This window comes from Variovorax beijingensis (assembly GCF_003951285.1).
GTDB lineage: Bacteria > Pseudomonadota > Gammaproteobacteria > Burkholderiales > Burkholderiaceae_C > Variovorax > Variovorax beijingensis.
Genome location: NZ_RXFQ01000001.1, coordinates 55,670 through 81,375 on the forward strand (window position 1 = coordinate 55,670; position 25,706 = coordinate 81,375).

Genomic DNA, 25,706 nt, shown 5'->3' on the forward strand with positions numbered 1-25,706 from the left:
GAAGTTTCACTGGCCAGGAAAGCCGCCATGCCAGCCGGGTGCCATGGCTGATGCAGGACATGTTCTACATGCTGTCGCCTGCCGCCGTTTCGGGATGTTTCATGAACGCGCAAGCTGCCAGGCTGCCGATCATTCCCTGGCGCGGGGCTTGAGCAGATTTGCGAGCGCCTTCTGGTCTTCGGCCAGTTGGATGCGCATGAGCTGGAGCACGCGCAAGGCGAGGCCGGACAGCGGCTGTCCCGGCGGCAGCACCAGCACGCCCGCAAAGGAAACCTCCAGCGACAGCGGGCGGATGACCAGGCCGCGCTGCGCGTACTCGAGCGCGGTGACCGGGTTCACCACACCGATGCCCATGCCGCTCAGTGCCATCTCGCACACGCTCGCCGCGTAGGGGGTTTCGACCAGCACGCTCAGTCCCACGTTGCGCTCCGCCAGTGCTCGCTCGAGCCGCCGCCGCGATGCGTCCTCCGGATTGAGCGCGAGGAACGGCTCTTCCGCGAGCTGATGCGGCTGGATCGTCCTGGCCTTGGTCAGCCGGTGCTTCGCATGCATCACCACCACGCCGGGAAAGCGTGCGAATTCGGAATGCTCCAGTCCGGTGGTGGGCATCTCGTCGGCCATCAATCCGAAGTCGACCTGGCGCCCCAGCACGGCCTCGTGCACCTCGCGCGAACTGAGCACCTGCAGCGAGATCTGGGGACGGTCTTCGGAATCGCGGCGCTCGGACACCAGCCGCGACAGCACGCGGGGCACGAAGGTCAGGCCGAAGGCCGGATAGACCGCCATGCGCAGCGTGTTGACGCCGAAGCGCTTGAGGCTGCGCATGCGGTGCTCGATGCTGCTCAGGCCCACGAAGACGCGCTCGACCTCGGTCAGCAGGGCCTGCGCTTCGGGCGTCGGATGCAGGCGGCCGCGCAGCCGGCGGAACAGTGCGAATCCGGCCGCTTCCTCGAGCCTGCGCAGCGACTGGCTGATGGCGGGCTGCGTCACGCCCAGGAGCGCCGCCGCCTTGCTCGCCGAACCAACGGACATCACGGAGCGGAAGACCTCGATCTCTCGGAGCAACATATAACGACTGCTTATGGACGAAGAATTTGAGGCGTGATCCGGATTATCTCCTTCGTCCTAGAGTTGCTCACTTCAGCCACCCCCTCCTGGAGAAGCGACATGAAACTTCCAACCCTCCTCGCGGTGACCGCGCTGGTCCTGGCCCTGCCCGCGTCGGCACACGATTTTTCGGCTGACATCGGCAAGTTCAACACCATCGCGGCAACCCGCAAGCCCGACAGCGAGCAGGCCCTCGCCGCAAAGCTCGCGTTCGAGCGCGCGCAGGCCGAGATGGAGCAGTCGGACGTGAAGATGCTGCTGCGCATCCGCTCGATGACCAACGCGGGCCTGCGCGCGCTCGGCGAACAGCCGGCCCTGCTCACCAGCGAATACAAGCGCCTCGAGGCCGCGCTGGCCCATCCGAAGACGAACGACCCGGCCAAGCTCGCCGCGGCCAGGGAAAGCTTCGCCCGGCTGTCCGCGGAGATGAAGGTCTACACCGACCTCGAGAACATGGCCGTCGACCAGATGAAGCAGGCCCTGCGACTCATCGAATCCGCGCCGGCGCACTGACGCGGCCCACGCAAAGGCCCAAGCCCATCGTGAACGCTCCGATTCCCACTCTCGACACCTCCGCCGCAGGCGCATTCGCCAGCCTGGCACCACCCGTGTGGCGCGCCTCCACGGTCGTCTTCAATTCGCTCGACGACTTCGTCAATCGCCGCACCCGCCTGCCGGACGGCTTCAGCTACGGCACCACCGGCACCCCCACGCAGCGCGCCCTCGAAACGCGCATCGCCGAACTGGACGGCGCCGCGCACTGCGTGGTCTTCCCTTCGGGGCAGGCGGCCATCTGCGGTGCGCTGCTGGCGCTGCTCAAGAAGGGCGACCATCTTCTGATGACCGATGCTGCGTACGGCCTCGCCAAGGCCTTCGCGGTCGAACGGCTGCAGGCGCTCGGCGTCGAGGTGGAGTTCTACCCGCCGCGCATCGGCGCCGACATCGAGCGGCTCATCCGCCCCTGCACGCGCCTGATCTGGCTGGAGTCGCCCGGCACCGTGACGATGGAAGTCGAAGACGTGCCGGCCATCACCGCCGCAGCCCGCGCCCGCGGTGTGCTGACCGCGATCGACAACACCTGGGCGAGCCCGCTGGGCTTCGCAGCGCTGGCGCACGGCGTGGACCTGTGCATCCATGCCTGCACCAAATACATGGGCGGCCACTCGGACGTGCTGATGGGCAGCATCGCCACCAACGACGAGAAGCTGTACCGGTCGGTGCGCGGCCTGCAGTCGCTGATGGGGCTCGCCGTGAGCCCCGAGGACTGCTTCCTGGTGGCCCGCGGCCTCGACACGATGCAGGTGCGCATGGAACGCCAGGCCGCGAGCGCGCAATTGATCGCCGCAAGCCTCGCGGCGCATCCCCTGGTGCGCCGGATGCTCTTTCCCGCATTGCCCGGCGCACCGGACCATGGCCTGTGGGCGCGCGACTTCAGGCAGGCGGGATGCGTGATGTCGCTGCAGCTCGTGGAAGCGCCCTACGACGCCTACCGGGCGATGTTCCGCGAGCTCGAGCACTTCTCCATCGGCGCGAGCTGGGGCGGCGTACGCAGCATCGCCGCCTTCTATCCGGCGGAAGAGCTGGTCCGGCGCAGATTTTGCGACGTGCATGGTCCCGTCATTCGCCTGTCCATCGGCCTGCAGGACCCGCAAGCGCTGCTCGACGAACTGCTGGGCGCACTGGGCGCCTTCCAGAAGAGTTCCACCCTTTGATCTCCGGAGCCCCCCGATGCCTCTCATCCAGCCCATGATCCGCCCCTTCCTTGCCGCCGGCCTTGCGCTGTGCGCAGCCGCCGCCAGCGCGCAGCCGCTGGACGGCACGCTCAAGAAGATCAAGGACACCGGCACCCTCACGGTGGCCACGCGCGGCGCCTCGATTCCGTTCAACTACCTGGACGACAACAACAAGCAGGCAGGCTTCGCGTGGGAGATCTCGCAGCGCGTGGTCGAGCAGGTGAAGAAGGATCTCAAGCTCGCCAGGCTCGAGGTCAGGACGCTGGAAGTCACGCCGCAGACGCGCATCCCGCTGGTGGCCAACCAGACGGTCGACCTGGAGTGCAGCTCCACCACCAACAACGCCGAGCGGCAGAACCAGGTGTCGTTCTCGACCACCTTCTTCGTGGTTGGCGCACGCCTGCTGGTGCGCAAGAACTCGGGCATCAAGCACTGGTCCGATCTCGTGGGCAAGAACGTGGTCGTGAGCGCGGGCACCACGGCCGAGCGCATGCTGCGGCAGCTCAACGAGAAGAACAAGTGGGGCATCAACATCATCCTGGCCAAGGACATCAACGAGAACTTCCTGACCGTCGAGACCGGCCGGGCCGTGGCGGCCACACAGGACGACATCATTCTCTACAGCAACATCGCGCGCGCCCGCAAACCCGCCGACTGGGAAGTGGTCGGCGTGCCCCAGCAGAAAGAAGCCTACGGCTGCATGCTGCGCAAGGGCGACACGGCCTTCAAGAAGGTCGTCGACGGCGTGATCACCGGGATGATGCGCTCGGGCGAGTTCTCGGCGCTGTACGAGAAGTACTTCCTCAAGCCGATCGCCGTGAAGGGCAGCGTCACGATCGGCTTTCCGATGTCTTCCGACATGCAGGAACTCGTGCGCCACCCGAGCGACCAGCCCCTGTGAGCGGGCGCCCTCGCCCGCTGCACGACTGCGCCAAGACACTTTCCCCTGAACACCCCGCACGATGCACTACTCCTGGGATTGGCTGATCTTTCTCAAGCCCTCGGTCACGGGCGAGGGCCTGTACGGCCTGATGCTGCTGCGCGGCTTGCTGTGGACCGTGCTGCTGTCGCTGCTGGCCTGGACGCTGGCGCTGGGGATCGGCCTCGCCGCCGGCGTCGCAAGAACGCTGCCCGGCCGGACCGCGCGCTACCTGTCGACGGTGTACATCCACTGCTTCCGCAACACGCCGCTGCTGGTCCAGCTGTTCCTCTGGTACTTCGTGGTGCCGGAACTGCTGCCGGTCGACTGGGGCGATGCGCTCAAGCAGATGAACCCGACGGCGAACCAGTTCCTCACCGCGCTGGTGGCGCTCACGCTCTACACGGCAGCCAAGGCGGCCGAGCAGGTGCGCGCGGGCATCGAGTCGGTACCGCGCAGCCAGAAGCAGGCGGCCATGGCACTCGGCCTCGGAACCGCGGCAGCCTACCGGCACGTGATCCTGCCGCAGGCGCTGCGCATCGTCATTCCGCCACTGACCTCGGATTTCCTGAACGTGTTCAAGAACTCGGCCGTGGCGCTCACCATCGGGCTCATGGAACTGACGGGCCAGACGCGCCAGCTCAGTGAGTTCAGCGCCCATCCGTTCGAGGCCTTCATTGCCGCGACGCTCGTCTACATGGCGATCACCTATGGCGTGATCGTGCTGATGCGCCGCATCGAGCACCGGGCGCGCGTTCCGGGCCTGCTGGGAGCCGCCTGATGGGCTACGACTTCGACTGGGCGGCCCTGCAGCGCGCCTGGCCCTACCTGATGCAGGGCCTGCAGATGACGGCCTTCCTTGTCGCGGCCGCGATGGCGGCGGGCATCGGGCTCGGAACGCTGCTGGCCATCACGCGGATCTTCGCGCCGCGTCCGGTCGCGGCCCTCGTGGCCGGCTACGTGAACCTGTTCCGCTCGATTCCGCTGATCCTCACGATCCTGTGGATCTACTTCCTCATGCCCGTGGTGCTGCGGTCCGTGACCGGAGACCCCAACCTCTCGGTCGGCCCCATCTATGCGGCACTGGTGGCCTTCGTGCTCGCGGAGTCGGCCTACTACTGCGAGATCATCCGCGCCGGCATCGCCAGCGTGCGCGCAGGTCAGATGCAGGCGGCGCAGTCGCTCGGCATGACGCCATGGCAGGCGCTGCGGCACGTGATCCTGCCGCAGGCGTTTCGCAACATGACGCCGTCGCTGATCAACCAGACCATCGCGCTGCTCAAGGACACCTCGCTCGTCTACGTGATCAGCCTGAACGATTTTCTCGGCGCGGCAAGCAAGGTGGGCCAGCGCGACGGGCGCGTGGTCGAGGTCTACATCCTGGTCGCCGTCGTCTACCTGGTCCTGTGCACGGCGGGGGCGTGGTGGGTGACCTGGCTGCAGCGGCGCAAGACCGCATCGGCCGCCTGAGTCGGCGTCGGCGTCGGCTCCAGGCGATGCGGCAAGGGGAGCGAAACACGCGGCCCATGTCGCCGTCGGGTGCGCAGCTTGGCCAGTCGCAAGAAGGCCAGGCGCTCGGAAGGTCTGAGCCGGTCTAGAAGAGCCCGCGCTGTGAAGTCGTCAAGGCCATGAAGCTCTCTCCAATGGGTTGAAGGATGGCATCGGCAATAGGCTGGAGCTGCCTGGTGAGGTAGTGTTCGTAGTCGATGCGCGAATGGCGGGTTTCCAGCGGCTCCGGCCCGTTCCGCGTCATGACGTATTGGATCCAGCCGCCTTTCTGATACTGCTTGGGCCGACCGATGCGGCCGTTGTGCTCATCGGCGATCCGAGCGGCCCGGACCTGCGGCGGCACGTTGACCAGGTAGGCGTCGAGCCGATGGCGCAGGCGCTTTCGGTAGATGAGCAGGTCGTCCTTGGCACCCGCCAGCGTCGACCTCGCATAGTCGGTCACGAACTCCTTGTACGGCGCGCCCTGGAAGATGCGTGAAAGCAGGCCCTCCTGGAACTGCCGCGCGAGCGGGGTCCAGTCGCTGCGCGCCATCTCCAGGCCGCGGTACACCATCTCCTCCTTGCCCGCGGCATCGGCACTGAGGCCGGCGTAGCGTTTCTTGCTGCCGACCTCCGAGCCACGGATGGTGGGCATGAAGAACTTCCTGTAGTGGGTGTCGACCTCGATTTCGAGAAAGCTCTCCAGGCCCTGCTCCTCGCGCAGCGTGCGGGTCCACCAGCCGTTGATGTCGGCCGCCAGGCTGGCCGCGACGGCGTGCGCCTCCTCGTTGGTGTGGGTGCGCTTGAGCCAGATGAAGATGGAGTCGGTATCGCCATAGATGGCCTCGTAGCCCCGCTTCTCGACGAACTCGCGCGTGAGCTTCATCATCTCGTGCCCGCGAAGGGTGACGGCGGACACCAGCTCGGGATTGAAGAACCGGCACTCGGCCGCACCCAGCACGCCGGCGAAGGAGTTCATGAGCAGCTTCAGCGCTTGCGACAGCGGCTCGTTCTTCGCCCGCTTGGCCTCGTCCCGGGCGCGCCAGAGGGTGGTCACGATCTCTGGCAGGCAGTGCTTGCCGCGCGAAAAGACGGTCCCCTGTGGTCCCTTGACGAGCGTGGCCGGCTCTTCGCTGGCGTTCGAGCCCTCGACGAGGCCCACCGGATCGACCAGGAAGGTCCGGATGATCGAAGGGTAGAGGCTCTTGTAGTCCAGCACCACGACGGAGTCGTAGAACCCCGGTTTCGAGTCCATCACGTACCCGCCGGGATAGGCCTTGCTCGGGATCTCGCCCACATTCGGCGCCACATAGCCGAGGCGGTGCATCCGCGGCATGTAGTGGTGGCTGAACGCGGCAATGGAGCCGCCGAAGTGGTCGGCCTGCAGGCCCGTGGTCTGGGCCCGCTCCATCACGAACTGCAGCAGCTTCGCCTTGTCGAAGATGCGCAGGACCAGCTCGCAGTCCCGGATGTTGTAGAGCGCGAGCGCAGGCTTGTCTTGCTGGTAGCGCCGCTCGATCTCGGCCATCTTGTCGTATTCGTCGCCGATGGCCTTGCCTTCACCGAGCAGCGCCTGCGAGACGGTCTCGAGGCTGAAGGACGGGAAGCTCCACACCGCGGCCTTGAGTGCGTCGATGCCGTCGATGACGACCCGGCCCGGCACAGGCGCGAACAGGTAGCCCTGCTTGCCCGGATGGGTTCGCCATTCGATGGGGCGGCGCTCCCGCCCCAGGAGCAGCTGCACGCCGCAGTCGTTGGCTGTCTTCTGCAGTACGCGCAGGTCGAACTGGATGACATTCCAGCCGATGACCACGTCGGGGTCGTTCCGCTCGAACCAATCGTTGAGCTTCTCGAGCATGGCCTTGCGGGACGGGCAATAGACGAGCGAGAAAGCCGCGGGCTCACTCGGTTCAGCGGGCACGTCCGATGGCGGCTCGCCCAGCATGAAGACGACACGCTCCGGCGTGCCGTCCAGCGCAATGGAATAGAGCGCTTCGTCCTGGCTCGTCTCGATGTCCAGTGACACGACCTTCAGCACGGGCCGGTATTCGGGCGCCGGCTTGAGCTTGCAGTCGACGATGGTGGCGCGCTCTGTCCGCCCACCTTCCACCCGCACGCCGGCGGTGATGAAGCGTTCCATCAGGTAGCGGTCGTGCGGGCGCACGTCGGCCTCGAGCAGGGGAATGTCCTGTGCCTGGAGGTCGCGTGCCAACCGACCGAGCTGGCGGAAGTGCGTCGCGTAGACACCGAGGACAGCTTCCTGGTGGAAGGTCTTGAGTTCGAGCTCACGCAGCTGCACGCCCGGCATGGCCGCAAGGTGGGCTTCGACCGCCGCCCGGTGCCGGGCGGCAACGAACGCGACGCTGCTCCGGGAAGTCAGGACCACTTTCCTCGGCCCCGCATCGGTCGCCAGCCAGTACTCGATCTCCGTGCCGGCGGGCGCGTCACGCCAGTGGCGCGTGAGGATGAAGCCCTTGAGTTCGGTGGATGTCACGAGAGAAGATTCGGGCACGCGTCGCAGTTTGCCACCCCTCCAGCAGCTCTACGTTCGGAACCAAATCTTGAGCGTCACGTACACCGCATAGCTCAAGCCAAGCACCATCCAGGCGAGGAAAAACATGTTGGCCCAGTAGTCGCCAGCATTTGCCGCCAGGGTGTAGACCTGCATCCTGCAAGCCTTGCCGACGCATGGCACCTCACCCCGAACCAGCGCGCGCAAAAACTCAAACAAGAAGTAGCAGGTCAGGACGGCAGTCACGAGCAATCCCACCGGCCCTACAAGTCCTTCGGTGCGTTCGCCGTTCTCATCCCAACGCCCCTTCCGAAGTAAGTTTTGCCCGAACTTGTACCAGGCAAATCCGAGCAGGAGCATCAGCGAGTAATAAATGGCGGTACGCATGTCATCGAGTCGTCGTGCTGTGAGGGGGAAGTGCGTCGACAGGATGGTATCCGAGCAACGAGCGCGCATTTACCGGCGGGAATCAGAACTCACCACAGGTGCCTACCCGGCCGAACTCGAAAGTCCAGCTTTGACCAACGACAGTCCGCTTGCGCTGCAAAACAGCCCCTGACATCTACGGTCAGATCGCGGCCTCCCCCGTGGCCCACGAGCACACGAACCGACGACAAGTGGGCGTTTACAAAGGAAGGACGCACGAGCGATTGGCCAAATACCGCAGGGCCACGGCCATGCGTGCGCACGCGTGGGATTGGCAGTCGAATCCGACGGAGCCGGTGCGCTGCTCTGCCTAGGGCATAACCATCGAGAAGTGGCATTGACATGTCGGTGGTCGAATCACGCTCAACCGTGACGGAGATTCGAAACAGGCCTTGCATCGGCCTGCCCATCTTCGAACCAAGCGTCGGGCAGGTGCCTTCATCGGGACAACTGCTGCAGCGGTTAGCCGGCCAGCCCTCCGTTGCAACTGCCCATGTGTGGAACCGTTTTCTCCATACTCAAATCCTTCTTCACTCTTGATGCATGGTTCCCTCTGGGGTTCAGGGTTATCACTGTAGAAACGTTTCCACAGTCGCATCAAACTTTGGCCATGACCGGCTCAGCATCCACCACCCTCGCGCCTTCCACACGACTGCCGTTGCGACCACCGCCCTACGAACCTGAGGTCGCCGCAGCCATACAAAGCAGCGCGTTCAAAGGCCTGTCGCCCTTGAACCTTCGGCTGGCGCTTGCCAATCACAGCAAGCTCGGCCCCGCGTTCCAGGCGATGGCTCACGTGGTGCTGTTCCAGTGCGCGCTGCCCGAGCGCGACCGCGAGATTGCGATCATCCGCACCGGCGCGCTCACGCGGTCCGAGTACGAATGGGGCATGCACGTCAGCATCTACGCGGACAAATGCGGGCTTGATGCGGCGCAGGTCCGCGAGCTCACCGACAGCGTCGACTGGCGAGCGCTGTCGCCGGCGCGATGGGCCGACAAGGAGCGCCTGATCGTTCGGATGGTGGACGAGTTGCACCACCATTCCACCGTGTCCGATCAGACCTGGCAGTCGCTTTGCGCGGGCTGGCCGCAGGAACAGGTAATCGAACTCATCTTCGCGCCGAGCTTCTATCACATGGCCGCCTTTTTTCTGAACAGCGCGGCCGTGCCGCTGGAGCAAGGCGCCGCACTCTTTTCTCCCCCGCTTGCGCAAGCGAAGGTGCCGGCATGAAGGCCAAGGTCACCATCCGCGAAGTGGCCAAGGCCGCCGGTGTGGCCATCGGCACCGCGTCGCGCGCGCTGAACCGCACGGGCCGCGTCAGCGAGCAGGCCATTGCGGCGGTCACCAAGGCGGCACGCGACCTCGGCTACACCCCCGACTCGGTGGCGCAAAGCATGCGGACCCGCTCCACGGGCGTGGTCGGGCTGCTGGTGTCGGACCTGGCCAATCCCCTGTATGCGCGGATCATCACGGCGGTCGAATCGCGCCTGCTGACGGCCGGCTATGCGCTGTTGGTGGCCAGCACCCACAACGACGAGCAGCGGGAGAAAACGCTGGTCGACCTGTTCCGGCGCCGCCGTGTCGACGGGCTCATCCTCGGCCCCTGCCAGGCTGAGACCCCGGCGTACCTCGACCAGTTGGCGGCGGACGGCCCGGTTATCGCGCTCGACCGCGACTTCCAGGGCGACAACGCGGGCGTGCACGTCGACCACTATCACGGCGCCCTTCAAGCCACGCGCTACTTGCTGAACCTGGGCCACACGCGCATCGCGCTGCTGACGCCCGGCAGCGTGCTGCGTCCGGGCCGCGAGCGCATCGTGGGCTACGGGGATGCCTTTGCGGAGCGTGGCCTGCAGCCCGACCCCAAGCTGATCCGCGCGGAGAAGTCGGCGATGGACTTCGCCTTCAGCGAGGCACTCTCGCTGCTGGGCTCGCCCGCGGCGCCCACGGCCTTCCTCTGCCTGGGCACCCGCATCCTGTCGGGCGTGCTGCAGGCGCTGCGTCACTCGGGCCGCCTGGCGCCCGATGACGTCAGCGTCGTCAGCATCGGTGACACCGACCTGTCGCAGCTTTTCAGCCCGGCAATCACCTCGCTGACCTGGGACCTGGAAGCGGTCGGCACCGCCGTGGCCGAATTGCTGCTGCGGCGGCTGGACAGCACGGCACCGCTTGAGCAGGAACGCATCCTGCTGACCACGCAGATGGTGCTGCGCGAATCCTGCGGTCCGGTCGCCAAGACGGCCACCGATGCCGTCGTCGCCCGCAAGAAAACGAGAACGGCCCCATGACGCAGCGCCTCAAGGACAAGGTGGTCCTCGTGGTCGGCGCCGGCTCCATCGGCAGCGACATCAGCAACGGCGCTGCCTGCGCCGTCACCTTCGCCCGCGAAGGCGCGACGGTGATCTGTGCCGACCGGTCGCTGCAAGCCGCTGCGGCGTCGGTGCAGCGCATTCATGACATCGGCGGCATCGCCGAAGCCTTCGAGGCCGATGTGCGTAGCAGCGAACAGATCGGGCAAATGGTGGACCACTGCATCGCGCGCTTCGGCCGCATCGACGTGCTGCACCACAACGTCGGCATCGAAGAATTCGGCGATCTGCTCGAGGTCACAGAGGAATCCTGGGACCGCGTACATGCCATCAATCTCAAGGGCCCCATGCTCACGGCGCGCGAGGTGGTGCCGCACATGATCCGCCAGGGCGGTGGCTCCATCATCAACATCTCCTCCATCGCGAGCCGCAAGTGGAGCCCGATGCAGTTCCTGTCGTACAGCACCTCCAAGGCGGCGCTGAACCACATGACGCGCGTTGTGGCCCGCCAGTACGCGCAGCACCAGGTGCGCTGCAACGTGATCGTGCCGGGCCTGATCGACACCCCGCATGCCGCCGCCCTCTTCAAGGACGAGAAAGGGGCGCAGGCGGGCCGCGAGATGCGCAACGCGCGTTGCCCCATGGGCCGCCAGGGCACGGCGTGGGACGTGGCGAATGCGGCGCTGTTCCTCGCCTCCGACGAATCGAGCTACGTGACGGGCCTGGAGCTGCTGGTCGACGGCGGGCTGTCCCTGTAGGCGCGTATCCGAACCATCAACGACAAGGAGACAACACCATGCGCAGACTGTGGATTGCAGCGCTCGCGGGCCTCGCGTTCGCCGCCCATGCCGAAACGCCCTCGGAGTATCCGACGCGGCCGATTCGCTTCGTCCTGATCTCGGCGGCGGGCAGCGGTGGCGACGCGCTCGGCCGGTTGCTGGCCGACAAGATGGCACCGCTGATCAAGGGCGTCTTCGTGATGGACAACAAGCCGGGTGCCAGCGGTGCCATCGCCACCGATTTCGTCGCCAAGGCGCCGGCCGACGGCTACACGATCGGCATCGGCGGTGCGACCACGCACGTGCTGCTGCCCGCGAGCAATCCCAAGCTCTCGTACGACTCGGTCAAAGACTTCGCCCCCATCGGCCAGGTCGGCACCGCCTCGATCCTTCTCATCGCAACCAACGACTTCCCAGCGAACAACGCCAAGGAACTCATCGCGCTGGCCAAAAAGTCGCCGGGCAGCGTGCAGTACGCCAGCTGGGGTATCGCCTCGACCGGCCATTTCTGCGGAGAGCTGTTCAACCTGCGCACGCAGGCGCAGATGAGCCACATCCCCTACAGGTCGGTGGTGCAGATCCAGACCGACATGCTGGGCGGCCACGTCAAGCTGGCTTACGTGGACATGGCATCGGGTTCGCCGATGGTGAAGTCCGGCAAGGTGAAGGCGATCACCGCCTGCACCTCGCGCTCGCCCAGCTTGCCCGACGTGTCGAGCTACGACGACGAGGGCATCGATTTCGCGGGCAAGCGCATGGGTGCGTTGCGCTGGGCGCTGTACGCCCCCGCCGCCACGCCCAAGCCCATCGTCGGCAAGCTTTCCGCCGCGCTCAAGCAGGTGCTCGAGATGCCCGACGTGAAGACACGCCTGCTGGACCTGGGCATCACGGCCGCCTTCGTCGGCGGCGACGAGTTGCGCACCATGACCGCTGCGGACATCGAGGGCTGGAAGCAGATCGCCAAGGCCGCGAACATCAGCAATGAGTGACGCCGCCCTCCTCCCCCTGCTGCAGGGCCGCGTGGCCCTGGTCACCGGTGCGTCGCGCCCGCGCGGCATCGGCCTGGCGACCGCGCGGCTGTTCGCCCGGCACGGCGCCCGTGTGGCGCTGCTCGACCTGGACGAAGACCAGGCACAGGCGGCCGCCCGATCGATCGGCCCGGCACACCTCGGAATCGGCTGCGATGTGCGCGATGCCGGCGCCTGCGCGTCGGCCGTGGCGCGCGCGCTGCAATGGGCGGGCCGCATCGACGTGCTGGTGAACAACGCCGCCATCACGCAGAAGCGCGGCGTGCTCGAAGTGACCGCCGAGGACTTCGAGCAGGTCGTGTCCATTGCCTTGCGCGGCACGCTGCAGATGGCGCAGTGCGTGATCCCCACCATGGTCGAGCAACGCAGCGGCTCGATCATCTGCATCTCGTCGATGTCCGCGCAGCAAGGAGGCGGCGTGTTCGGCGGCAGCCACTACTGCGCCGCCAAGGCCGGCGTGCTGGGCTTCATGCGAGCCATCGCCAAGGAGCTGGGACCGCAGGGCGTACGCGCCAACGCCGTTACGCCCGGTTTGATCATGACGGACTTCTCGCGCGGGGCGAACTCCGACGACAACAAGCACGCACTGGGCAAGACATTCCCGCTGGGCCGCGTGGGCCAGCCCGAAGACATTGCGGGCGCGTGCCTTTATCTGGCGTCCGACCTGTCGTCTTTCATGACGGGGGCCACGCTCGACGTCAACGGCGGCGCGTACATGCGCTGACGGCATCACCAAGGAGTCCATTCAATGAGCATGCTGTTCGGCAGCGCCCGCCAGATCGGCTATGTCGTCCACGACATCGAGAAAGCCATGGCCCACTGGTCACGCACGCTGGCCGTGGGTCCGTGGTTCTACAAGGAAGAAGTCGGCACGACCGAGTTCACCTACTACGGCAAGCCATCGCGCTTGCCCAGGTTGTCCATTGCACTGGCCAATTCCGGCGACCTGCAGATCGAACTGATCCAGCAGCGTGACGACGCGCCGTCGCTCTACCTCGATTCGCTGCGCCGCGGTGGCGAAGGCGCCCAGCACCTGGCCTACTGGACCGACGACGGCCTCGACAAAGCCGTGCAACATCTGCTCTCGATGGGCTACATCGAGGGCCACAGCGGCCGCATGGGGATGCGCGGTCGCTTCGCCTACTTCGTCCATCCCGACCTGCCCAGTGGCATGTTCGAAATCTCCGAGATGGCCGGCGGCAAGGGCGAATACTTCCGCGAGATCAGGCGCGCGGCCGAGGGTTGGGACGGCACGAATCCGATCCGTCGCATGGGCGCAACCGCCGCCGCGCCCACACCATGACGGTCGCGGTTCATCCCCATTCAACAACAAGCAGGAGACTCCGTGGAGACAGCAACGCTTCAAGCGGCACGAATCAAGACGGTGCGCGATCACATGGCGCTCGAATGCACGCAGGAGTGGGACGGCGTGATCGACACGTTCCAGCATCCTCGCTACGAGATGCACGGAAGCGGCGTGGTGTTCGACGGCGAGGAAGAAGTGCGCGGCTATTTCAGGAGCTCACGCACGCCGTTTCCCGACCTGGCCAACGAGATCATCGCCATCGCCGCCGACCAGGACACCGTGCTTGTTGAGTTCTGGCTCAGTGGAACGCACCTCGGACCGCTGCATGCCAATGGCAAAGTGTTCGACGCCACCGGTCGAAAATTCCGCATCCGCATGGTGGCGACCTTCGAGTTCGCGCCGAACTCCGACAAGATCGTGTGCGAACGGCCCTACTCCGCTGCCGATGCGAAACTGCGAGCGCTCGGACTGAACTGAACCATCACGCGCATTGCAAGAGCCCGGCTTTTTACGAAGATGAGGGCATGCGCGCAAATGCCTCCAAAACCGATAAACGGGCATTTATGCAAACCACGATAACGACTGGCCGCCGGCACCCTGCCCTGCGCGCTGTTGTTTGCCAGCCAACGGCTACGCTAGACTGCGCGGCCAGGTGCCAACCTTACTTGCGCGCGAGTAGAAAAGGGCCGCTTTCCATCTCCCTTCGTTCAACGCAGATCTCTTCTTCCGACGCTTGTCGTCCTCGGGCATTTAAGCGCGCGCACCGCTTTCCCGAGACGACGTGTCGACAACGAAGGAGTTTTGAATGACGTTGAAAGAACCGGCGTATGTTGCGCAATTCGATCGTGGGCCGCGTTTGATTCGGCCGCAGTGCCGGCCGATACAGGAACTGATGGCCGGGCCTTGCAAGCACGAGCGCTGATGGCCGGCCGCGCGATTCAGCTCGAGTACTCGACGGCGGATGCCGAGACCACGGCGACCGTGCTGACCGAGCTGATTGGCGAACTGAAGCTGTCGTTTGTCGAATGGCAAACGCTTGCGACCGCGTTGCATGCACCGCGTCCCCCAGCGCGCGAGTACCTCGACGACGAGGACGAACTGACGGACGAGGAATTGGACGATGACGATTGGGGCACAGGACCCCAATCCAGCTCGGGCGGTCACCCGCCGGGTCAGGTACTTCCTGCCAGCTCTCCCCTCCTCCTCGACAGCCTCGAACGTGCAGTTCAGCTTCGTCCGACGGACACGTAGAAGTAGGAGGCGGTGTCCAGACCGCTCAAGCCGTTGAGGATGTTGTTGCCGGCGCCCGCGTACAGGATGTTGTCCAGCGTGTTGCCGGTGGCGTTGATGGCGCCCGCGGCATTGAGGCGCAGGTTCTCAACGTTGACCACCAAGGTGTGCGTCAGGCTCGACAGGACCGTGTCGTTGCCCTCGCCGCCCAGCTCCGTCACCACATCCGAGGCGTTGTCCACGTAGTAGGTGTCATCGCCAGTGCCCCCTTCATCGTGTCGGCACCTGTCAGCCCGCCGAGGACGCCATGGCCGGCATTGCCTGTCAAAGTGTTGGCGGCGCTGTTGCCGGTCAGCACGTTGTCCAACGCATTGCCGGTGCCGTTGATAGCTATGTTGCCGGCAAGGGTGCGTGCTTACCAAGAAATGACAGCACTTTCGCATTGAACTCCTCTGGCTTTTCGAAGCGGCGCGGCAATCAGGATGAGAAGAGCGCTATAGCACGCCAAATCCGATGTACGACGATCCTGGCTCAATCACCAGCGAGAGCACGCGACGAAGGTCGCGTCAACGGCCAAGAGACTGACCTCCCCCCAGGGGCCTGGGGCGTGCATCCTGCTGCTTAAGAACAGCACTTGAGCCTTTTCAACTCGAACATTGCGCGTCGCACTTTGTCGCCGAAGCGGCTCATCACAGCGCTTCGGCTCATGTAATTTGCACATACAAATTAGTTGCCTCCAGTGCAATATCACAGAGGGAATGGGCCTCACAGCAAAGCGGTCAGGCGAATCCCGAACGCCGAGTCCCTGAGCGCCAGCACATTCACTCGACCAGTCATCTGCAAAAGGCGGCCCGCCGTCAAGCCCACCGTGGCCGTTCGCCTCATCACTCCCGTGCCACTTGGTCTCCTAGTTCGCGTGCGCGATTCGCCGCTGCTTTGTAAGCGCGCGGTGATCCCGTCTTGACTGTAGTCGCAGATCAGGCTGCCGGCGGCACCCAGCGATGCGGCAGCAGCTCGGCGACGCGACTGGCGGGCTGCGTGGGCAGGCGCTCGAGGACGTCGCTGAGGTACGCGTGCGGCTCGTGTCCGTTGAGCTTCGCTGACTGGATCAAGCTCATGATGGCCGCGGCGCGCTGGCCTGCTCGTAGCGAACCGGCGAACAACCAGTTGGATCTTCCGATGGCGATCGGCCTGATCTTGTTTTCCACCCAGTTTGTTGTCCGCCGGCAGATCGCCGTCGTCGATGTAGCGCGTGAGCGCGTTCCAGCGTTTCAGGCTGTAGTCGATCGCCCTGGCCGTGGCCGAGCCGTCGGGCACCCTCTGCCGTTGTCCCGCGGGCCACTGTTGCAGGGCATCGACCACCTTGCGCGATCTCTCCTGTCGTGTTCGCCTTCGTTCCTCAGGCTGCAACTCGGCGACCTCGCGTTCGACGGCGTAGAGTTCGCCGAAGAACTTCAGCGCCTGCTCGCCGACCTGGCTGCCATGATTGGCCCAGAGCTCGTGGAACTTGCGCCTCGCGTGACCGCGGCAACCGGCACCGGCCCGTTCACCGTCGGCAGATAGATGTACTGCGCCTGCCCGGCGCTGTTCGCGCCGCCGCTGCCCACCTCCGCGATCAGGGTGCCGTTCTCGTCGTAGACATAGGCATACCCCAGGTGCTCTCTGGGGCGCCACAAGGCAAAGTCGAAGGCTTTTGCTAAGCTGGCTAACTTCGTTCCCGGCGGCCAAGTGCAGCGAAGCATAAAACGGGTACGCACCCAAACAGGCGCTCCGAACACCTAAAAAAGCCTTTTAAAATCAACAAGTTACCATAATTCATGAAAATAGCCACCTGGAATGTCAATTCCCTGACTGCCCGCCTGCAGCATGTGCTCGACTGGCTGATTGCCAACCCGGTCGACGTGCTCTGCCTGCAGGAGCTCAAGATGAGCGACGATAAGTTTCCGCTCGACGTGCTCAAGTCGGCTGGCTACGAGGCCGCCGTGTTCGGGCAAAAAACCTACAACGGCGTCGCCATCCTGAGCCTCGCGCCGATGCGCGACGTGGCAAGGAACATCGGCGGCTTCACCGACGACCAGTCCCGCGTGATTGCGGCCACGGTCGAGGCGCCGGCGGGTCCGCTGCGCATCGTGAACGGCTACTTCGTCAACGGCCAGGCGCCGGGCACCGACAAGTTCGAATACAAGATGGGCTGGCTGCGCGCCCTGCGCGAATGGCTGCATGCGGAAATGGCAGCCCATCCGAACCTGGTACTTCTCGGCGACTTCAACATCGCGCCGGAAGACCGCGACAGCTTCGACCCCGTGGGCCTGGCGGAAACCATCCATCACACGACCGAGGAGCGCGAGCATTTCAAGGCGCTGCTCCAGCTGGGCCTGGTCGACAGCTTCCGCCTTTTCGAGCAGCCCGAGAAAAGCTTTTCATGGTGGGACTACCGGATGCTGGGCTACCAGAAGAACCGAGGCCTGCGCATCGATCACATCCTGGTGAGCGAGCCGCTGGTGCCGCGCGCCAAAGGCTGCATCATCGACCGCGTGCCGCGCAAGTGGGAAAAGCCGAGCGACCACGCCCCGGTGGTGCTCGATCTCGACCAGGGAGTTTGATGACCATGACCATCCGCACCCTCACGATCATTGCGGCGGCGCTCGCGCTCGGTGCCTGTTCCGCATTCAAGCCGGCGGACAAGGCCGGCGACGGCAAGTCGCCCACCTCCGCCACCGACGAGGTGCCCGGCACCAGGGGCGATGTGCCCACCGTGCGGCTGATCACCGCGCAGACGCCTGCCGTGCGGGCCTATCGCAAGACCGGGGCGCGCCAGATCTACAAGGCCTATCCGCAGCGCATCTACAAGGGAAAGATTCCCCCGCTGGTCTATGCGGTGGTGGTGGTCGAGACCGACCTCGATGCCGAAGGCAATGTCAGGAACGTCACGTTCAGCCGCGTTCCTGGCCATGCGCCCGAGGTGCCGGGAAAGATCGCCGAACTCATCAAGGCGGCGTCGCCGCTGCCCAGCCCGGGTCGCCTGGGCGGCCACACGTATGTGGACACCTGGCTCTGGGACAAGAGCGGCAACTTCCAGCTCGACTCGCTGACGCTGGGGCAGCGCAGCCGGTAAATAGGCTCGCCCCCAGTCTTCGCGCACTTCGTGTCGCTACGCCACCCCCCTACCGGGGGCAACGCCAGCGGCCCGGCAAAGCCGGTTCCGCGGTGTTCCTGAAAGGGCCCCAGCCGCCCTCCCTACTAAGGCAGCCTACTCGATCCCGAGTTCCTGGATCTTGCGGGTGATGGTGTTACGGCCGATGCCCAACTTCTGAGCGGCTTCGATCCGGCGGCCGCGGGTGTTGGCCAGCGCCGTGAGGATCAGCCTCGACTCGAAGCGGCGCGACAGCACATCCCAGACGTCGGTGCGCCCGGCCGCGAGCAGCGCCTGGGCTTCGATCTCCAGGCCGCTCTCCCAGCTGCTTGCGCCCACCAGACCTTCAGTGGCTTCCGGTGCAACGCCGCCGCTCGCCGGTGCCGCTTCGCGCTCGAGGCTGGGCGATGGCTGCACCACGGCTTGCAAGGACGCCGCCGCGGCGGTCGTTTCCGCGGCCTGCGCGGGCGCACCGGCGGACGCGGCCATGACTTCGGGCGGCAGGTCCTTGGCCTCGATCAGCTGGGCCGGCGCCATCACGGTCAGCCAATGGCAGATGTTCTCGAGCTGGCGCACGTTGCCCGGAAAGCTGAACGAAGCAAGCTTGGCCAGGGCCGCGTCGGAAATGCGCTTGGGTTCGACGCCGAGCTGGCGCGCGCTCACCTGCAGGAAGTGGCGCGTGAGCGCCGGCACGTCTTCGCCGCGCTCGCGCAGCGCCGGCAGGCGCAGGCGAATCACGTTGAGGCGGTGGAACAGGTCTTCGCGAAAGCCCCCGAGCTTCACGCGCTGCTCGAGGTCCTGGTGCGTGGCCGCGATCACGCGCACGTTGGCCTTGACCGAGTTGTGGCCGCCCACTCGGTAGAAGTGCCCGTCGCTCAGCACGCGCAACAGGCGCGTCTGCAGGTCGAAGGGCATGTCGCCGATCTCGTCGAGAAAGAGCGTGCCGCCCTCGGCCTGCTCGAAGCGGCCGCGCCGCATGGTCTGCGCGCCGGTGAAGGCGCCGCGCTCATGGCCGAAGAGCTCGCTCTCCAGCAGGTCCTTGGGGATGGCGGCGGTGTTGATGGCCACGAAGGGGCCGTTGGCGCGCGGCGAGTGCTTGTGCAGCGCGCGCGCCACCAGTTCCTTGCCCGAGCCCGATTCGCCGGTGATGAGCACCGTGACGTTGCTTTGCGAGAGGCGGCCGATGGCGCGGAACACGTCCTGCATGGCGGGCGCCTGGCCCAGCATTTCGGGCGCGGCGACCATGCGCTCTTCGGCCACTTCCTCGCGCTGGCTTTCGTCGACGGCGCGGCGGATGAGCTCGACGGCGCGCGGCAGGTCGAAGGGCTTGGGCAGGTATTCGAAGGCACCGCCCTGGAACGCCGAGACGGCGCTGTCGAGGTCGGAAAACGCCGTCATGATGATGACGGGCAGGCCCGGGTGCTTGGCCTTGATCTTGTCGAGCAAATCGAGCCCGGAACCGCCGGGCATGCGGATGTCGCTCACCAGGACCTGAGGGCCCTGCTGTTCGTCGTCGTCGGCGAGTTCGAGGGCGGCCAGCACCTCGCGCGTGTTGGTGAAGCTGCGCGTGGGCAGGTCTTCGCGCAAAAGGGCCTTCTCCAGCACGAAGCGGATCGATTGGTCGTCATCAACTATCCAGATCGGCTTCATGCATCTCCTTGTTGCCGTGGCTGCTAGGGCAGCGGTATCAATATCTTGAAATCGGTTCGGCCCGGGACGCTGTCGCACTCGATCACGCCGTGATGCTGTTGCACAAAAGTTTGTGCAAGCGTCAATCCAAGCCCGGTCCCGCCTTCCCTGCCCGATACGAGCGGATAGAAGATGCGGTCCTTGATCGTGTCCGGCACACCCGGTCCATTGTCGATGACATGCAATTCCAGTGCCAATCGATACCACTGCTTGTTGAATATCACCTGCCGGGCGATGCGCGTCTTGAAAGTGATCTGCGCATCGCCCGCGGCGCGGCGCTCGGCCAGGGCCTGCGCCGCGTTGTGCACGATGTTGAGCGTGGCCTGGATGAGCTGCTCGCGGTCGCCGCGGAATTCGGGAATCGACACGTCGAAGTCGCGCTCGATATGCAGGTCGCGCGGAAACTCCGCAAGAATGACCGAGCGCACGCGCTCGCAGACTTCGTGGATGTTCACGTCGCCCACCACGTGCGGGCGCCGATGCGGCGCCAGCAGCCGGTCGACCAGCGTCTGCAGCCGATCGGCCTCGTGGATGATGACCTGCGTGTATTCGATGAGGTCGCGCGACTCGACCTCCATCTGCAGCAATTGCGCCGCACCGCGGATGCCGCCGAGCGGGTTCTTGATCTCGTGCGCGAGATTGCGGATGAGTTCCTTGTTGGCCTGCGCCTGGTCGAGCAGGCGCTCCTCGCGGTCCTGGCGCACCTGCTGCTCGAGCGGCGACATCTCGATGATGAGTTCGCCCGGCTTGTCGCCCTGGGCCAGCGTGACCTGCACCGGCATCAATTCATGATTGACGCGGCGCAGGAAGGCCTCGTAGCGCAGCGTGGCGAAGTCGTTGCTGCGCGCACCGTCGATGGCCGTGCGAAGCACGTGCGGCTCGTGAAAGCAGGCGCCGAACTGAGAGCCTTCGAGCGTGCGGCGCGACGTGCCCAGCGCGTCCTCGAGGGCCGCATTGGCAAACAGCACCGAACCGTTGGTGCTGACCACCGCGATCAGCGTGGACAGCAGGTCGAAGGACTGAAAGCGCGGAGTGGCGCCGGCCGCCTTCTTCCCGAACGCCATGGCTCTACTGCTTGGCCGGCAGGCGGCCGAGTTCGCGGCGGATGCCCGCGATGTCGCTCTCGTTGCGGGCCAGCTCTGCCTTCATTTCTGCCACGCGATCGAGATACTTCTGATAGTTGCGGCCTTCGCTGCCCTGCTTCTCGGGCTCGCCGTTGTTGTATTCCTTCTTGAGCTCGGCCTGCCGCGCCTCGGCCTTCTTGAGCTCGGATTCGAGCACCGAGCGGGCTTCACCGTCGCGCGCGCGCTGGTCGACGCCTTCGACGCGCGGGCTGCCCGCGGGCGCACGGGAGGCTGCCGGGGCGGAACCGCCGCCGGCCGAACCACCGCCCGACGGCTTGGTGCCCTGCACGACGGTGACGTTGCCGCCTTCCATGACCTTGCAACCCTTTTGCTGGGCGATGGTCGAATTGTTGGTGTATTCATTGCCGCAGCGCCACACGCGCTCCTGGGCGAGCGCGGGCAAGGCGACCAACAATGAACCGGCCAGGAAAATGAGGGAAGCAGTCTTCATGTGAATCGATGATGGCGCAACAAAGGTGCATTTTCCTGCAATTCGACGCCACTGGTGACAAGATGTTCCGCGCCAAGCAAAAAGGACGGCCAAGCCGTCCTTTTTGAATTCATTCCAGCAACACCGCGGAACCGGCTCGGCCGGGCCGCCGGTGTTGCCCCCTCGAGGGGGAGGCGGCTACACGAAGCGAGCCGCTTCGGGGGTGGGCCAATTACAGCGAGTAGTACATGTCGAACTCGACCGGATGGGTCGCCATGCGGAAGCGCGTGACTTCCTGCATCTTCAGTTCGATGTAGGCGTCGATGTACGCATCGGTGAACACGCCGCCCTTGGTCAGGAACGCACGGTCCTTGTCGAGGTATTCCAGGGCCTGGTCGAGGCTGTGGCACACGGTCGGGATCAGCGCGTCTTCTTCCGGCGGCAGGTGGTACAGGTCCTTGCTGGCGGCTTCGCCCGGATGGATCTTGTTTTCCACGCCGTCGAGGCCAGCCATCAAGAGCGCCGCGAAACCGAGGTACGGGTTCATCAGCGGATCGGGGAAGCGCGCTTCGACGCGGCGGCCCTTCGGGTTGGCCACGAACGGGATGCGGATCGAGGCCGAGCGGTTCTTGGCCGAGTAGGCCAGCTTCACCGGGGCTTCGAAGCCGGGGACCAGGCGCTTGTAGCTGTTGGTGCCGGGGTTCGTGATGGCGTTCAGGGCACGGGCGTGCTTGATGATGCCGCCGATGTAGTGCAGCGCGAAGTCCGACAGGCCCGCATAACCGTCGCCGGCGAACAGGTTCTTGCCGTCCTTCCAGACCGACTGGTGCACGTGCATGCCGGAGCCGTTGTCGCCGACGATGGGCTTGGGCATGAAGGTGGCGGTCTTGCCGTAGGCGTGGGCCACGTTGTGGATCACGTACTTCTGCAACTGGACCCAGTCGGCGCGCTGCACCAGCGTGCTGAACTTGGTGCCCAGTTCCATCTGGCCGGCGTTGGCCACTTCATGGTGATGCACTTCGACCGGGATGCCGAGCGATTCGAGCACCAGGCACATTTCCGAGCGCATGTCCTGGAAGCTGTCGACCGGGGGAACCGGGAAGTAGCCGCCCTTGACTGCCGGACGATGGCCGGTGTTGCCGTGCTCGTATTCCTTGTCGGTGTTCCACGAGGCTTCTTCGGAGTCGATCTTCACGAAGCAGCCCGACATGTCGTTCTTCCAGCGCACGCCGTCGAACACGAAGAATTCGGGTTCCGGACCAAAGTAGGCGGTGTCGCCCAGGCCCGAGGCCTTCATGTACGCCTCGGCGCGCTTGGCGAGCGAGCGCGGATCGCGCTCGTAGGCCTTGCCGTCGGCGGGGTCGATCACGTCGCAGGTCAGGATCAGCGTCGTTTCTTCGAAGAAGGGATCGATGTTGGCGGTGTTCGGGTCGGGCATGAGCTGCATGTCCGAAGCCTCGATTCCCTTCCAGCCAGCGATGGACGAGCCGTCGAAAGCGTGGCCCGAAGTGAATTTGTCTTCATCGAAAGCCGAGACGGGCACGGTCACGTGCTGCTCTTTGCCGCGGGTGTCGGTGAAGCGGAAGTCGATGAACTTGACCTCGTTTTCCTTGACGAGCTTGAGTACATCGGCGACGGTCTTTGCCATCAATTTCTCCTGAGTTGGATGGTGGTTAGGAATACAGGGACAGAGGATGCAGTTTCTATGCCATTGTCGCCGCTCGGGAAGAGGCTTCGACGGCGGGCGCAAACCCCAAAAAAAGGCAAATAATCACCAAACTGGTGCAATAAAAACTACCGCACCAATTCCGGGCCAAGCCTCGCATCATAGGCGTGCAGGCCCTCTATGAGTTGCGCGTAGGCCGCATCCAGGCGGGCAGGGTGGCCTTTCACGCCAAGTTCGATGTGGCGGCCGTATTCGGGATGGTCGACGCTCGGCAGGCTGAACACCTTGATGCCGGCGTGCGCCGCTTCGATGGCCTGCATCAGCGGCGTGAGCGCTGCCTCCATGGCGCCGAAGACGATGACCGACTTCTCGGCCGACTGCCCACTGGTGAACATGTGCGCATAGCGGCTGTCTAGCACCGATTCGATCATGGGCCAGGCCATGACCGGAAAGCCCGGCACGAAATGGACGTGCTCGACGCTGAAGCCCGGAATCTTGTTGTACGGATTGCGGATGATCGCGGCGCCCTTCGGGAACACGCCCATGTTGAGGCGGTGAATGTTGTCGGGCCGGTCGGGTTCGTAGGCAATGCCCTGCTCGCGCGCGGTGTCCTGCATGCGTTCGCGGATCAGCAGTTCGGCTTCGGGATGCAGCTCCAGCGGCACCCGCAGGGCCTGCGCGGCGCATTGCCGCGTGTGGTCGTCTGGCGTGGCGCCGATGCCGCCGGTCGAGAAGACGATGTCGCCCGAGTTGAAGGCCCGGCCGAGCGCGGCGGTGATGCGCGTGGGCTCGTCGCCGACGTATTCGGCCCAGCCGAGCTGCAGGCCGCGCGCGGCGAGCAGATCGATCACCTTGGGCATGTGCTTGTCGGCACGCTTGCCGGAAAGGATTTCGTCGCCGACGACGATCAGACCGAATGCGCGGGTCATGGGGATTTCCATTGGGAAAGAAGGGCCTGGTCGGCCTCGATGGCGGGTGGGCCGTCGGATGGATCGGACGAAGCGGCGGCGCCCCCCCGCTGCGCGCGCAGCTGTGCCAGCGCGTCGAGGCAGTAGTGGCCGAACCAGAGCGCCGAAAACGCAAACACCAGCGTGTAGATCCAGATCGCGAGCGGCACCAGCACGAAGAAGGCGGCGGCAAACAGCAGGCCGGAGGCCCAGACGATGCTGGGCGCCGCGCCCAGGTAGCCGCACAGCACGCCGATGCACAGCAGCGGCAGCCGGTGGGCGCGCAGCAGCGCGGCGCGCTCTTCCGGGCTTGCGTGGTCGGCCAGCGCGTCGAAGCTCATCACCCGGTAGGTCAGCCAGCCCCAGATCAGCGGCGGCAGGATGAGCACGAGCGGCGGAATGAGCCAGAGCGGCATCGACACCACGAGCGCGAGCAGCGCCAGCAGCGTGAGGCCGAGCGATCGCGCCACGCTGCCGAAGAAGGACGCGCCCTTCTTGCGTTCGAGCGCGGGAAAGCGGCGGTGCGCCACCAAAGCCGTGAGCGGGGGAGCCATGAGGCCGGCCACGATCAGCAGCGAAACCACCACGATCAGCGGTGTGGCGGCAAACACCACCACCAGCGGCGCCAGCATGGCCGTGACGTCGCCCGAGAAGAGCCGCCCGATCCAGCCCCAGAAGCTCGACAGCAGGGGCCAGGCGTCGAGCGCCTCGCGGGTCCACGCGACGGTCGCGTCCCAGTAGAAATAGCCGAAGCCTGCCGCCAGCAGCACCATCAGGCCCAGCGGCAGCAGCGACAGCACGATCACGCGCGGCAGCATGCAATAGGCGACCGCGCGCCAGAAGGAATCGAGGAGCAGGCGCATTGGGTGGGAGGATAACCGGCCCGGTTCGGCCCCGGCGCTCAGCCGCGGCCGACCATCCGCTTCAGCCCGAGCCACTGCTGGGTCCAGAAGCCGCGCCCGTAGTCGCGCACCCTGCCGTCCGTGCCGGGCTCGACCTGGTCGCGGATGCCGGTGGGGTCGTAGCGCTCCTCGAAGTTCGCGGTCCGAAAGAGCATGTCCCACCACGGCAGCAGGACGCCGAAGTTGCACCCGCCCAGCGTATGCGCACCCCGCGATTCGTGGCCCAGCCCGATGCTGTGGTGCAGCCTGTGGAAACGCGGACTGATCCACAGCCGCTCGCCGACGGCGCCGAAACCGAGCTTCAGGTTGGCATGCTGCAGGCTTTCGCTGAGCTGCGTGAACGCCACGAACGCGATGAACTGCCCCGGCGCCACGCCGATCAGCTGCGCGACGATGACGATGAGCGTGTCATGGACGATGTCGTCGAGCAGATGGTTGCGGTCGTCGCTCCACATCGTCATCTGGCGCTGCGAATGGTGCAGCGAATGCAAGCCCCACCACCACCTGAACTGGTGCTGGCCGCGATGGATCCAGTAGCCCACGAAGTCGAGCACCACGAGATAGGTCGCAAAGGCCACCCACGGCACGTCGGTGACGCCGGGCCAGGCCTCGTCGAGGTGAAACGTGCCCCAGCCCGCGGTACGCAGGAAGCCAATGGCCTCATCGAAGAACGGCTCGAGCGTGAAGAACATCGCCAGCCGGAACAGGCCCAGCCGATGGATCAGCGTGTAGAGCACGTCGATGCGGATCGCGCGGCGGTCGGTCACCGGCTCGACGGCGCGCCAGCGCTGCAGCGGACCGATGACCGCGAGCAACACCACAACCTGGATCAGCCCGACCAGCAGCCAGCCGGTGGCGTCGAAGGCATCTTCGGTCCAGCCTCCCAGGCCCACCGCAAACACCATCGGCTGGACCAGCGCCTCGAAGAACCAGCCCTGCAGCGCGGAAAAAGCGTCCGTCAACCGATCGATCACGGC

The 25,706-nt window shown here is 65.4% G+C and carries 26 protein-coding genes and 1 pseudogene; 15 read left to right on the plus strand and 12 right to left on the minus strand.

Annotation, left to right across the window (positions count from 1 at the left end; all coding sequences use genetic code 11):
• Positions 1 to 129: 129 nt before the first annotated feature.
• Positions 130 to 1,068: a LysR substrate-binding domain-containing protein gene (locus tag EJO66_RS00305; protein ID WP_124961524.1), complete on the minus strand. Its 939-nt coding sequence runs from the start codon at positions 1,066 to 1,068 to the stop codon at positions 130 to 132.
• Positions 1,069 to 1,167: 99 nt separating this feature from the next.
• Here EJO66_RS00305 and EJO66_RS00310 point away from each other — a divergent pair, with 99 nt between their 5' ends.
• The 5 genes from EJO66_RS00310 to EJO66_RS00330 all read left to right on the plus strand — a co-directional run bounded on the left by EJO66_RS00310 (position 1,168) and on the right by EJO66_RS00330 (position 5,229).
• On the plus strand, positions 1,168 to 1,620 hold the full coding sequence (locus EJO66_RS00310; RefSeq protein ID WP_124961525.1) for a hypothetical protein: 453 nt from the start codon (positions 1,168 to 1,170) through the stop codon (positions 1,618 to 1,620).
• Between the two features lie 29 nt (positions 1,621 to 1,649).
• Positions 1,650 to 2,819 carry a trans-sulfuration enzyme family protein gene (locus tag EJO66_RS00315; protein ID WP_125964438.1) on the plus strand — a complete coding sequence of 390 codons (1,170 nt, stop codon included), beginning with the start codon at positions 1,650 to 1,652 and terminating at the stop codon, positions 2,817 to 2,819.
• A gap of 16 nt (positions 2,820 to 2,835) precedes the next feature.
• Positions 2,836 to 3,741: a transporter substrate-binding domain-containing protein gene (locus EJO66_RS00320; RefSeq protein WP_240648496.1), complete on the plus strand. Its 906-nt coding sequence runs from the start codon at positions 2,836 to 2,838 to the stop codon at positions 3,739 to 3,741.
• A gap of 61 nt (positions 3,742 to 3,802) precedes the next feature.
• Positions 3,803 to 4,540: an amino acid ABC transporter permease gene (locus EJO66_RS00325; RefSeq protein ID WP_124961527.1), complete on the plus strand. Its 738-nt coding sequence runs from the start codon at positions 3,803 to 3,805 to the stop codon at positions 4,538 to 4,540.
• Positions 4,540 to 5,229 (plus strand): amino acid ABC transporter permease, encoded by a 690-nt coding sequence (locus EJO66_RS00330; RefSeq protein ID WP_124961528.1) that lies wholly within the window; start codon positions 4,540 to 4,542, stop codon positions 5,227 to 5,229. The genes EJO66_RS00325 and EJO66_RS00330 overlap by 1 nt, the downstream gene beginning before the upstream one ends.
• A 124-nt stretch (positions 5,230 to 5,353) precedes the next feature.
• Here the strand turns inward: EJO66_RS00330 and EJO66_RS00335 are convergent, their stop codons facing one another.
• The gene (locus tag EJO66_RS00335; protein ID WP_125964439.1) at positions 5,354 to 7,741 is read right to left on the minus strand and encodes a DNA polymerase II; all 2,388 of its coding nucleotides are present in this window, start codon (positions 7,739 to 7,741) and stop codon (positions 5,354 to 5,356) included.
• A gap of 48 nt (positions 7,742 to 7,789) precedes the next feature.
• A complete protein-coding gene (locus EJO66_RS00340) occupies positions 7,790 to 8,146 on the minus strand; it encodes a hypothetical protein (protein ID WP_125964440.1) in 357 nt (118 codons plus the stop codon).
• A gap of 649 nt (positions 8,147 to 8,795) precedes the next feature.
• On the opposite strand from EJO66_RS00340, the gene EJO66_RS00345 reads away from it, so the two are divergent.
• From EJO66_RS00345 to EJO66_RS00380, 8 genes are all read left to right on the plus strand, one after another.
• The gene (locus EJO66_RS00345; RefSeq protein ID WP_164547756.1) at positions 8,796 to 9,416 is read left to right on the plus strand and encodes a carboxymuconolactone decarboxylase family protein; all 621 of its coding nucleotides are present in this window, start codon (positions 8,796 to 8,798) and stop codon (positions 9,414 to 9,416) included.
• Complete coding sequence (locus tag EJO66_RS00350) at positions 9,413 to 10,474, plus strand: LacI family DNA-binding transcriptional regulator (protein ID WP_125964442.1); 1,062 nt, start codon at positions 9,413 to 9,415, stop codon at positions 10,472 to 10,474. The genes EJO66_RS00345 and EJO66_RS00350 overlap by 4 nt, the downstream gene beginning before the upstream one ends.
• Positions 10,471 to 11,253 carry an SDR family NAD(P)-dependent oxidoreductase gene (locus tag EJO66_RS00355; RefSeq protein WP_124956813.1) on the plus strand — a complete coding sequence of 261 codons (783 nt, stop codon included), beginning with the start codon at positions 10,471 to 10,473 and terminating at the stop codon, positions 11,251 to 11,253. Before EJO66_RS00350 ends, EJO66_RS00355 begins: the two co-directional genes overlap by 4 nt.
• Positions 11,254 to 11,291: 38 nt before the next feature.
• Positions 11,292 to 12,263: a Bug family tripartite tricarboxylate transporter substrate binding protein gene (locus tag EJO66_RS00360; protein WP_125964443.1), complete on the plus strand. Its 972-nt coding sequence runs from the start codon at positions 11,292 to 11,294 to the stop codon at positions 12,261 to 12,263.
• Complete coding sequence (locus EJO66_RS00365) at positions 12,256 to 13,026, plus strand: SDR family NAD(P)-dependent oxidoreductase (RefSeq protein WP_124956817.1); 771 nt, start codon at positions 12,256 to 12,258, stop codon at positions 13,024 to 13,026. The genes EJO66_RS00360 and EJO66_RS00365 overlap by 8 nt, the downstream gene beginning before the upstream one ends.
• Before the next feature lie 24 nt (positions 13,027 to 13,050).
• The gene (locus EJO66_RS00370) at positions 13,051 to 13,605 is read left to right on the plus strand and encodes a VOC family protein (protein WP_124956819.1); all 555 of its coding nucleotides are present in this window, start codon (positions 13,051 to 13,053) and stop codon (positions 13,603 to 13,605) included.
• A 93-nt stretch (positions 13,606 to 13,698) separates the two neighbouring features.
• Positions 13,699 to 14,085: an ester cyclase gene (locus EJO66_RS00375; RefSeq protein WP_124957486.1), complete on the plus strand. Its 387-nt coding sequence runs from the start codon at positions 13,699 to 13,701 to the stop codon at positions 14,083 to 14,085.
• Between the two features lie 324 nt (positions 14,086 to 14,409).
• The gene (locus tag EJO66_RS00380; RefSeq protein WP_124956821.1) at positions 14,410 to 14,859 is read left to right on the plus strand and encodes a hypothetical protein; all 450 of its coding nucleotides are present in this window, start codon (positions 14,410 to 14,412) and stop codon (positions 14,857 to 14,859) included.
• On the opposite strand, the gene EJO66_RS00385 is transcribed toward EJO66_RS00380, so the two are convergent.
• Entirely contained in the window at positions 14,835 to 15,080 is a 246-nt protein-coding gene (locus EJO66_RS00385) for a hypothetical protein (protein ID WP_124956823.1), read from the minus strand. The genes EJO66_RS00380 and EJO66_RS00385 overlap by 25 nt on opposite strands.
• Positions 15,081 to 15,815: 735 nt before the next feature.
• A pseudogene (gene tnpC / locus EJO66_RS00390) lies at positions 15,816 to 16,371 on the minus strand (IS66 family transposase); the annotation flags it as partial.
• A gap of 284 nt (positions 16,372 to 16,655) precedes the next feature.
• Between tnpC and xth the strand changes: the two are divergent.
• Both xth and EJO66_RS00400 read left to right on the plus strand, forming a co-directional pair.
• Positions 16,656 to 17,441: an exodeoxyribonuclease III gene (gene xth, locus EJO66_RS00395; protein ID WP_124956825.1), complete on the plus strand. Its 786-nt coding sequence runs from the start codon at positions 16,656 to 16,658 to the stop codon at positions 17,439 to 17,441.
• Between the two features lie 5 nt (positions 17,442 to 17,446).
• Positions 17,447 to 17,953 carry a hypothetical protein gene (locus EJO66_RS00400; protein ID WP_223262170.1) on the plus strand — a complete coding sequence of 169 codons (507 nt, stop codon included), beginning with the start codon at positions 17,447 to 17,449 and terminating at the stop codon, positions 17,951 to 17,953.
• Between the two features lie 135 nt (positions 17,954 to 18,088).
• Here the strand turns inward: EJO66_RS00400 and ntrC are convergent, their stop codons facing one another.
• The 7 genes from ntrC to EJO66_RS00435 all read right to left on the minus strand — a co-directional run bounded on the left by ntrC (position 18,089) and on the right by EJO66_RS00435 (position 25,703).
• The gene (gene ntrC, locus EJO66_RS00405) at positions 18,089 to 19,621 is read right to left on the minus strand and encodes a nitrogen regulation protein NR(I) (protein WP_124956829.1); all 1,533 of its coding nucleotides are present in this window, start codon (positions 19,619 to 19,621) and stop codon (positions 18,089 to 18,091) included.
• A gap of 23 nt (positions 19,622 to 19,644) precedes the next feature.
• A complete protein-coding gene (glnL, locus tag EJO66_RS00410; protein WP_124956831.1) occupies positions 19,645 to 20,724 on the minus strand; it encodes a nitrogen regulation protein NR(II) in 1,080 nt (359 codons plus the stop codon).
• 4 nt (positions 20,725 to 20,728) lie between these two features.
• Entirely contained in the window at positions 20,729 to 21,235 is a 507-nt protein-coding gene (locus EJO66_RS00415; RefSeq protein WP_124956833.1) for a hypothetical protein, read from the minus strand.
• 211 nt (positions 21,236 to 21,446) lie between these two features.
• Entirely contained in the window at positions 21,447 to 22,862 is a 1,416-nt protein-coding gene (gene glnA / locus EJO66_RS00420) for a type I glutamate--ammonia ligase (protein ID WP_012746775.1), read from the minus strand.
• A 146-nt stretch (positions 22,863 to 23,008) separates the two neighbouring features.
• Positions 23,009 to 23,809: a competence/damage-inducible protein A gene (locus tag EJO66_RS00425; RefSeq protein ID WP_206168821.1), complete on the minus strand. Its 801-nt coding sequence runs from the start codon at positions 23,807 to 23,809 to the stop codon at positions 23,009 to 23,011.
• A complete protein-coding gene (locus tag EJO66_RS00430; protein ID WP_125964445.1) occupies positions 23,806 to 24,690 on the minus strand; it encodes an EI24 domain-containing protein in 885 nt (294 codons plus the stop codon). The genes EJO66_RS00425 and EJO66_RS00430 overlap by 4 nt, the downstream gene beginning before the upstream one ends.
• Before the next feature lie 38 nt (positions 24,691 to 24,728).
• Positions 24,729 to 25,703 (minus strand): sterol desaturase family protein, encoded by a 975-nt coding sequence (locus EJO66_RS00435; protein ID WP_125964446.1) that lies wholly within the window; start codon positions 25,701 to 25,703, stop codon positions 24,729 to 24,731.
• Positions 25,704 to 25,706: the final 3 nt, after the last annotated feature.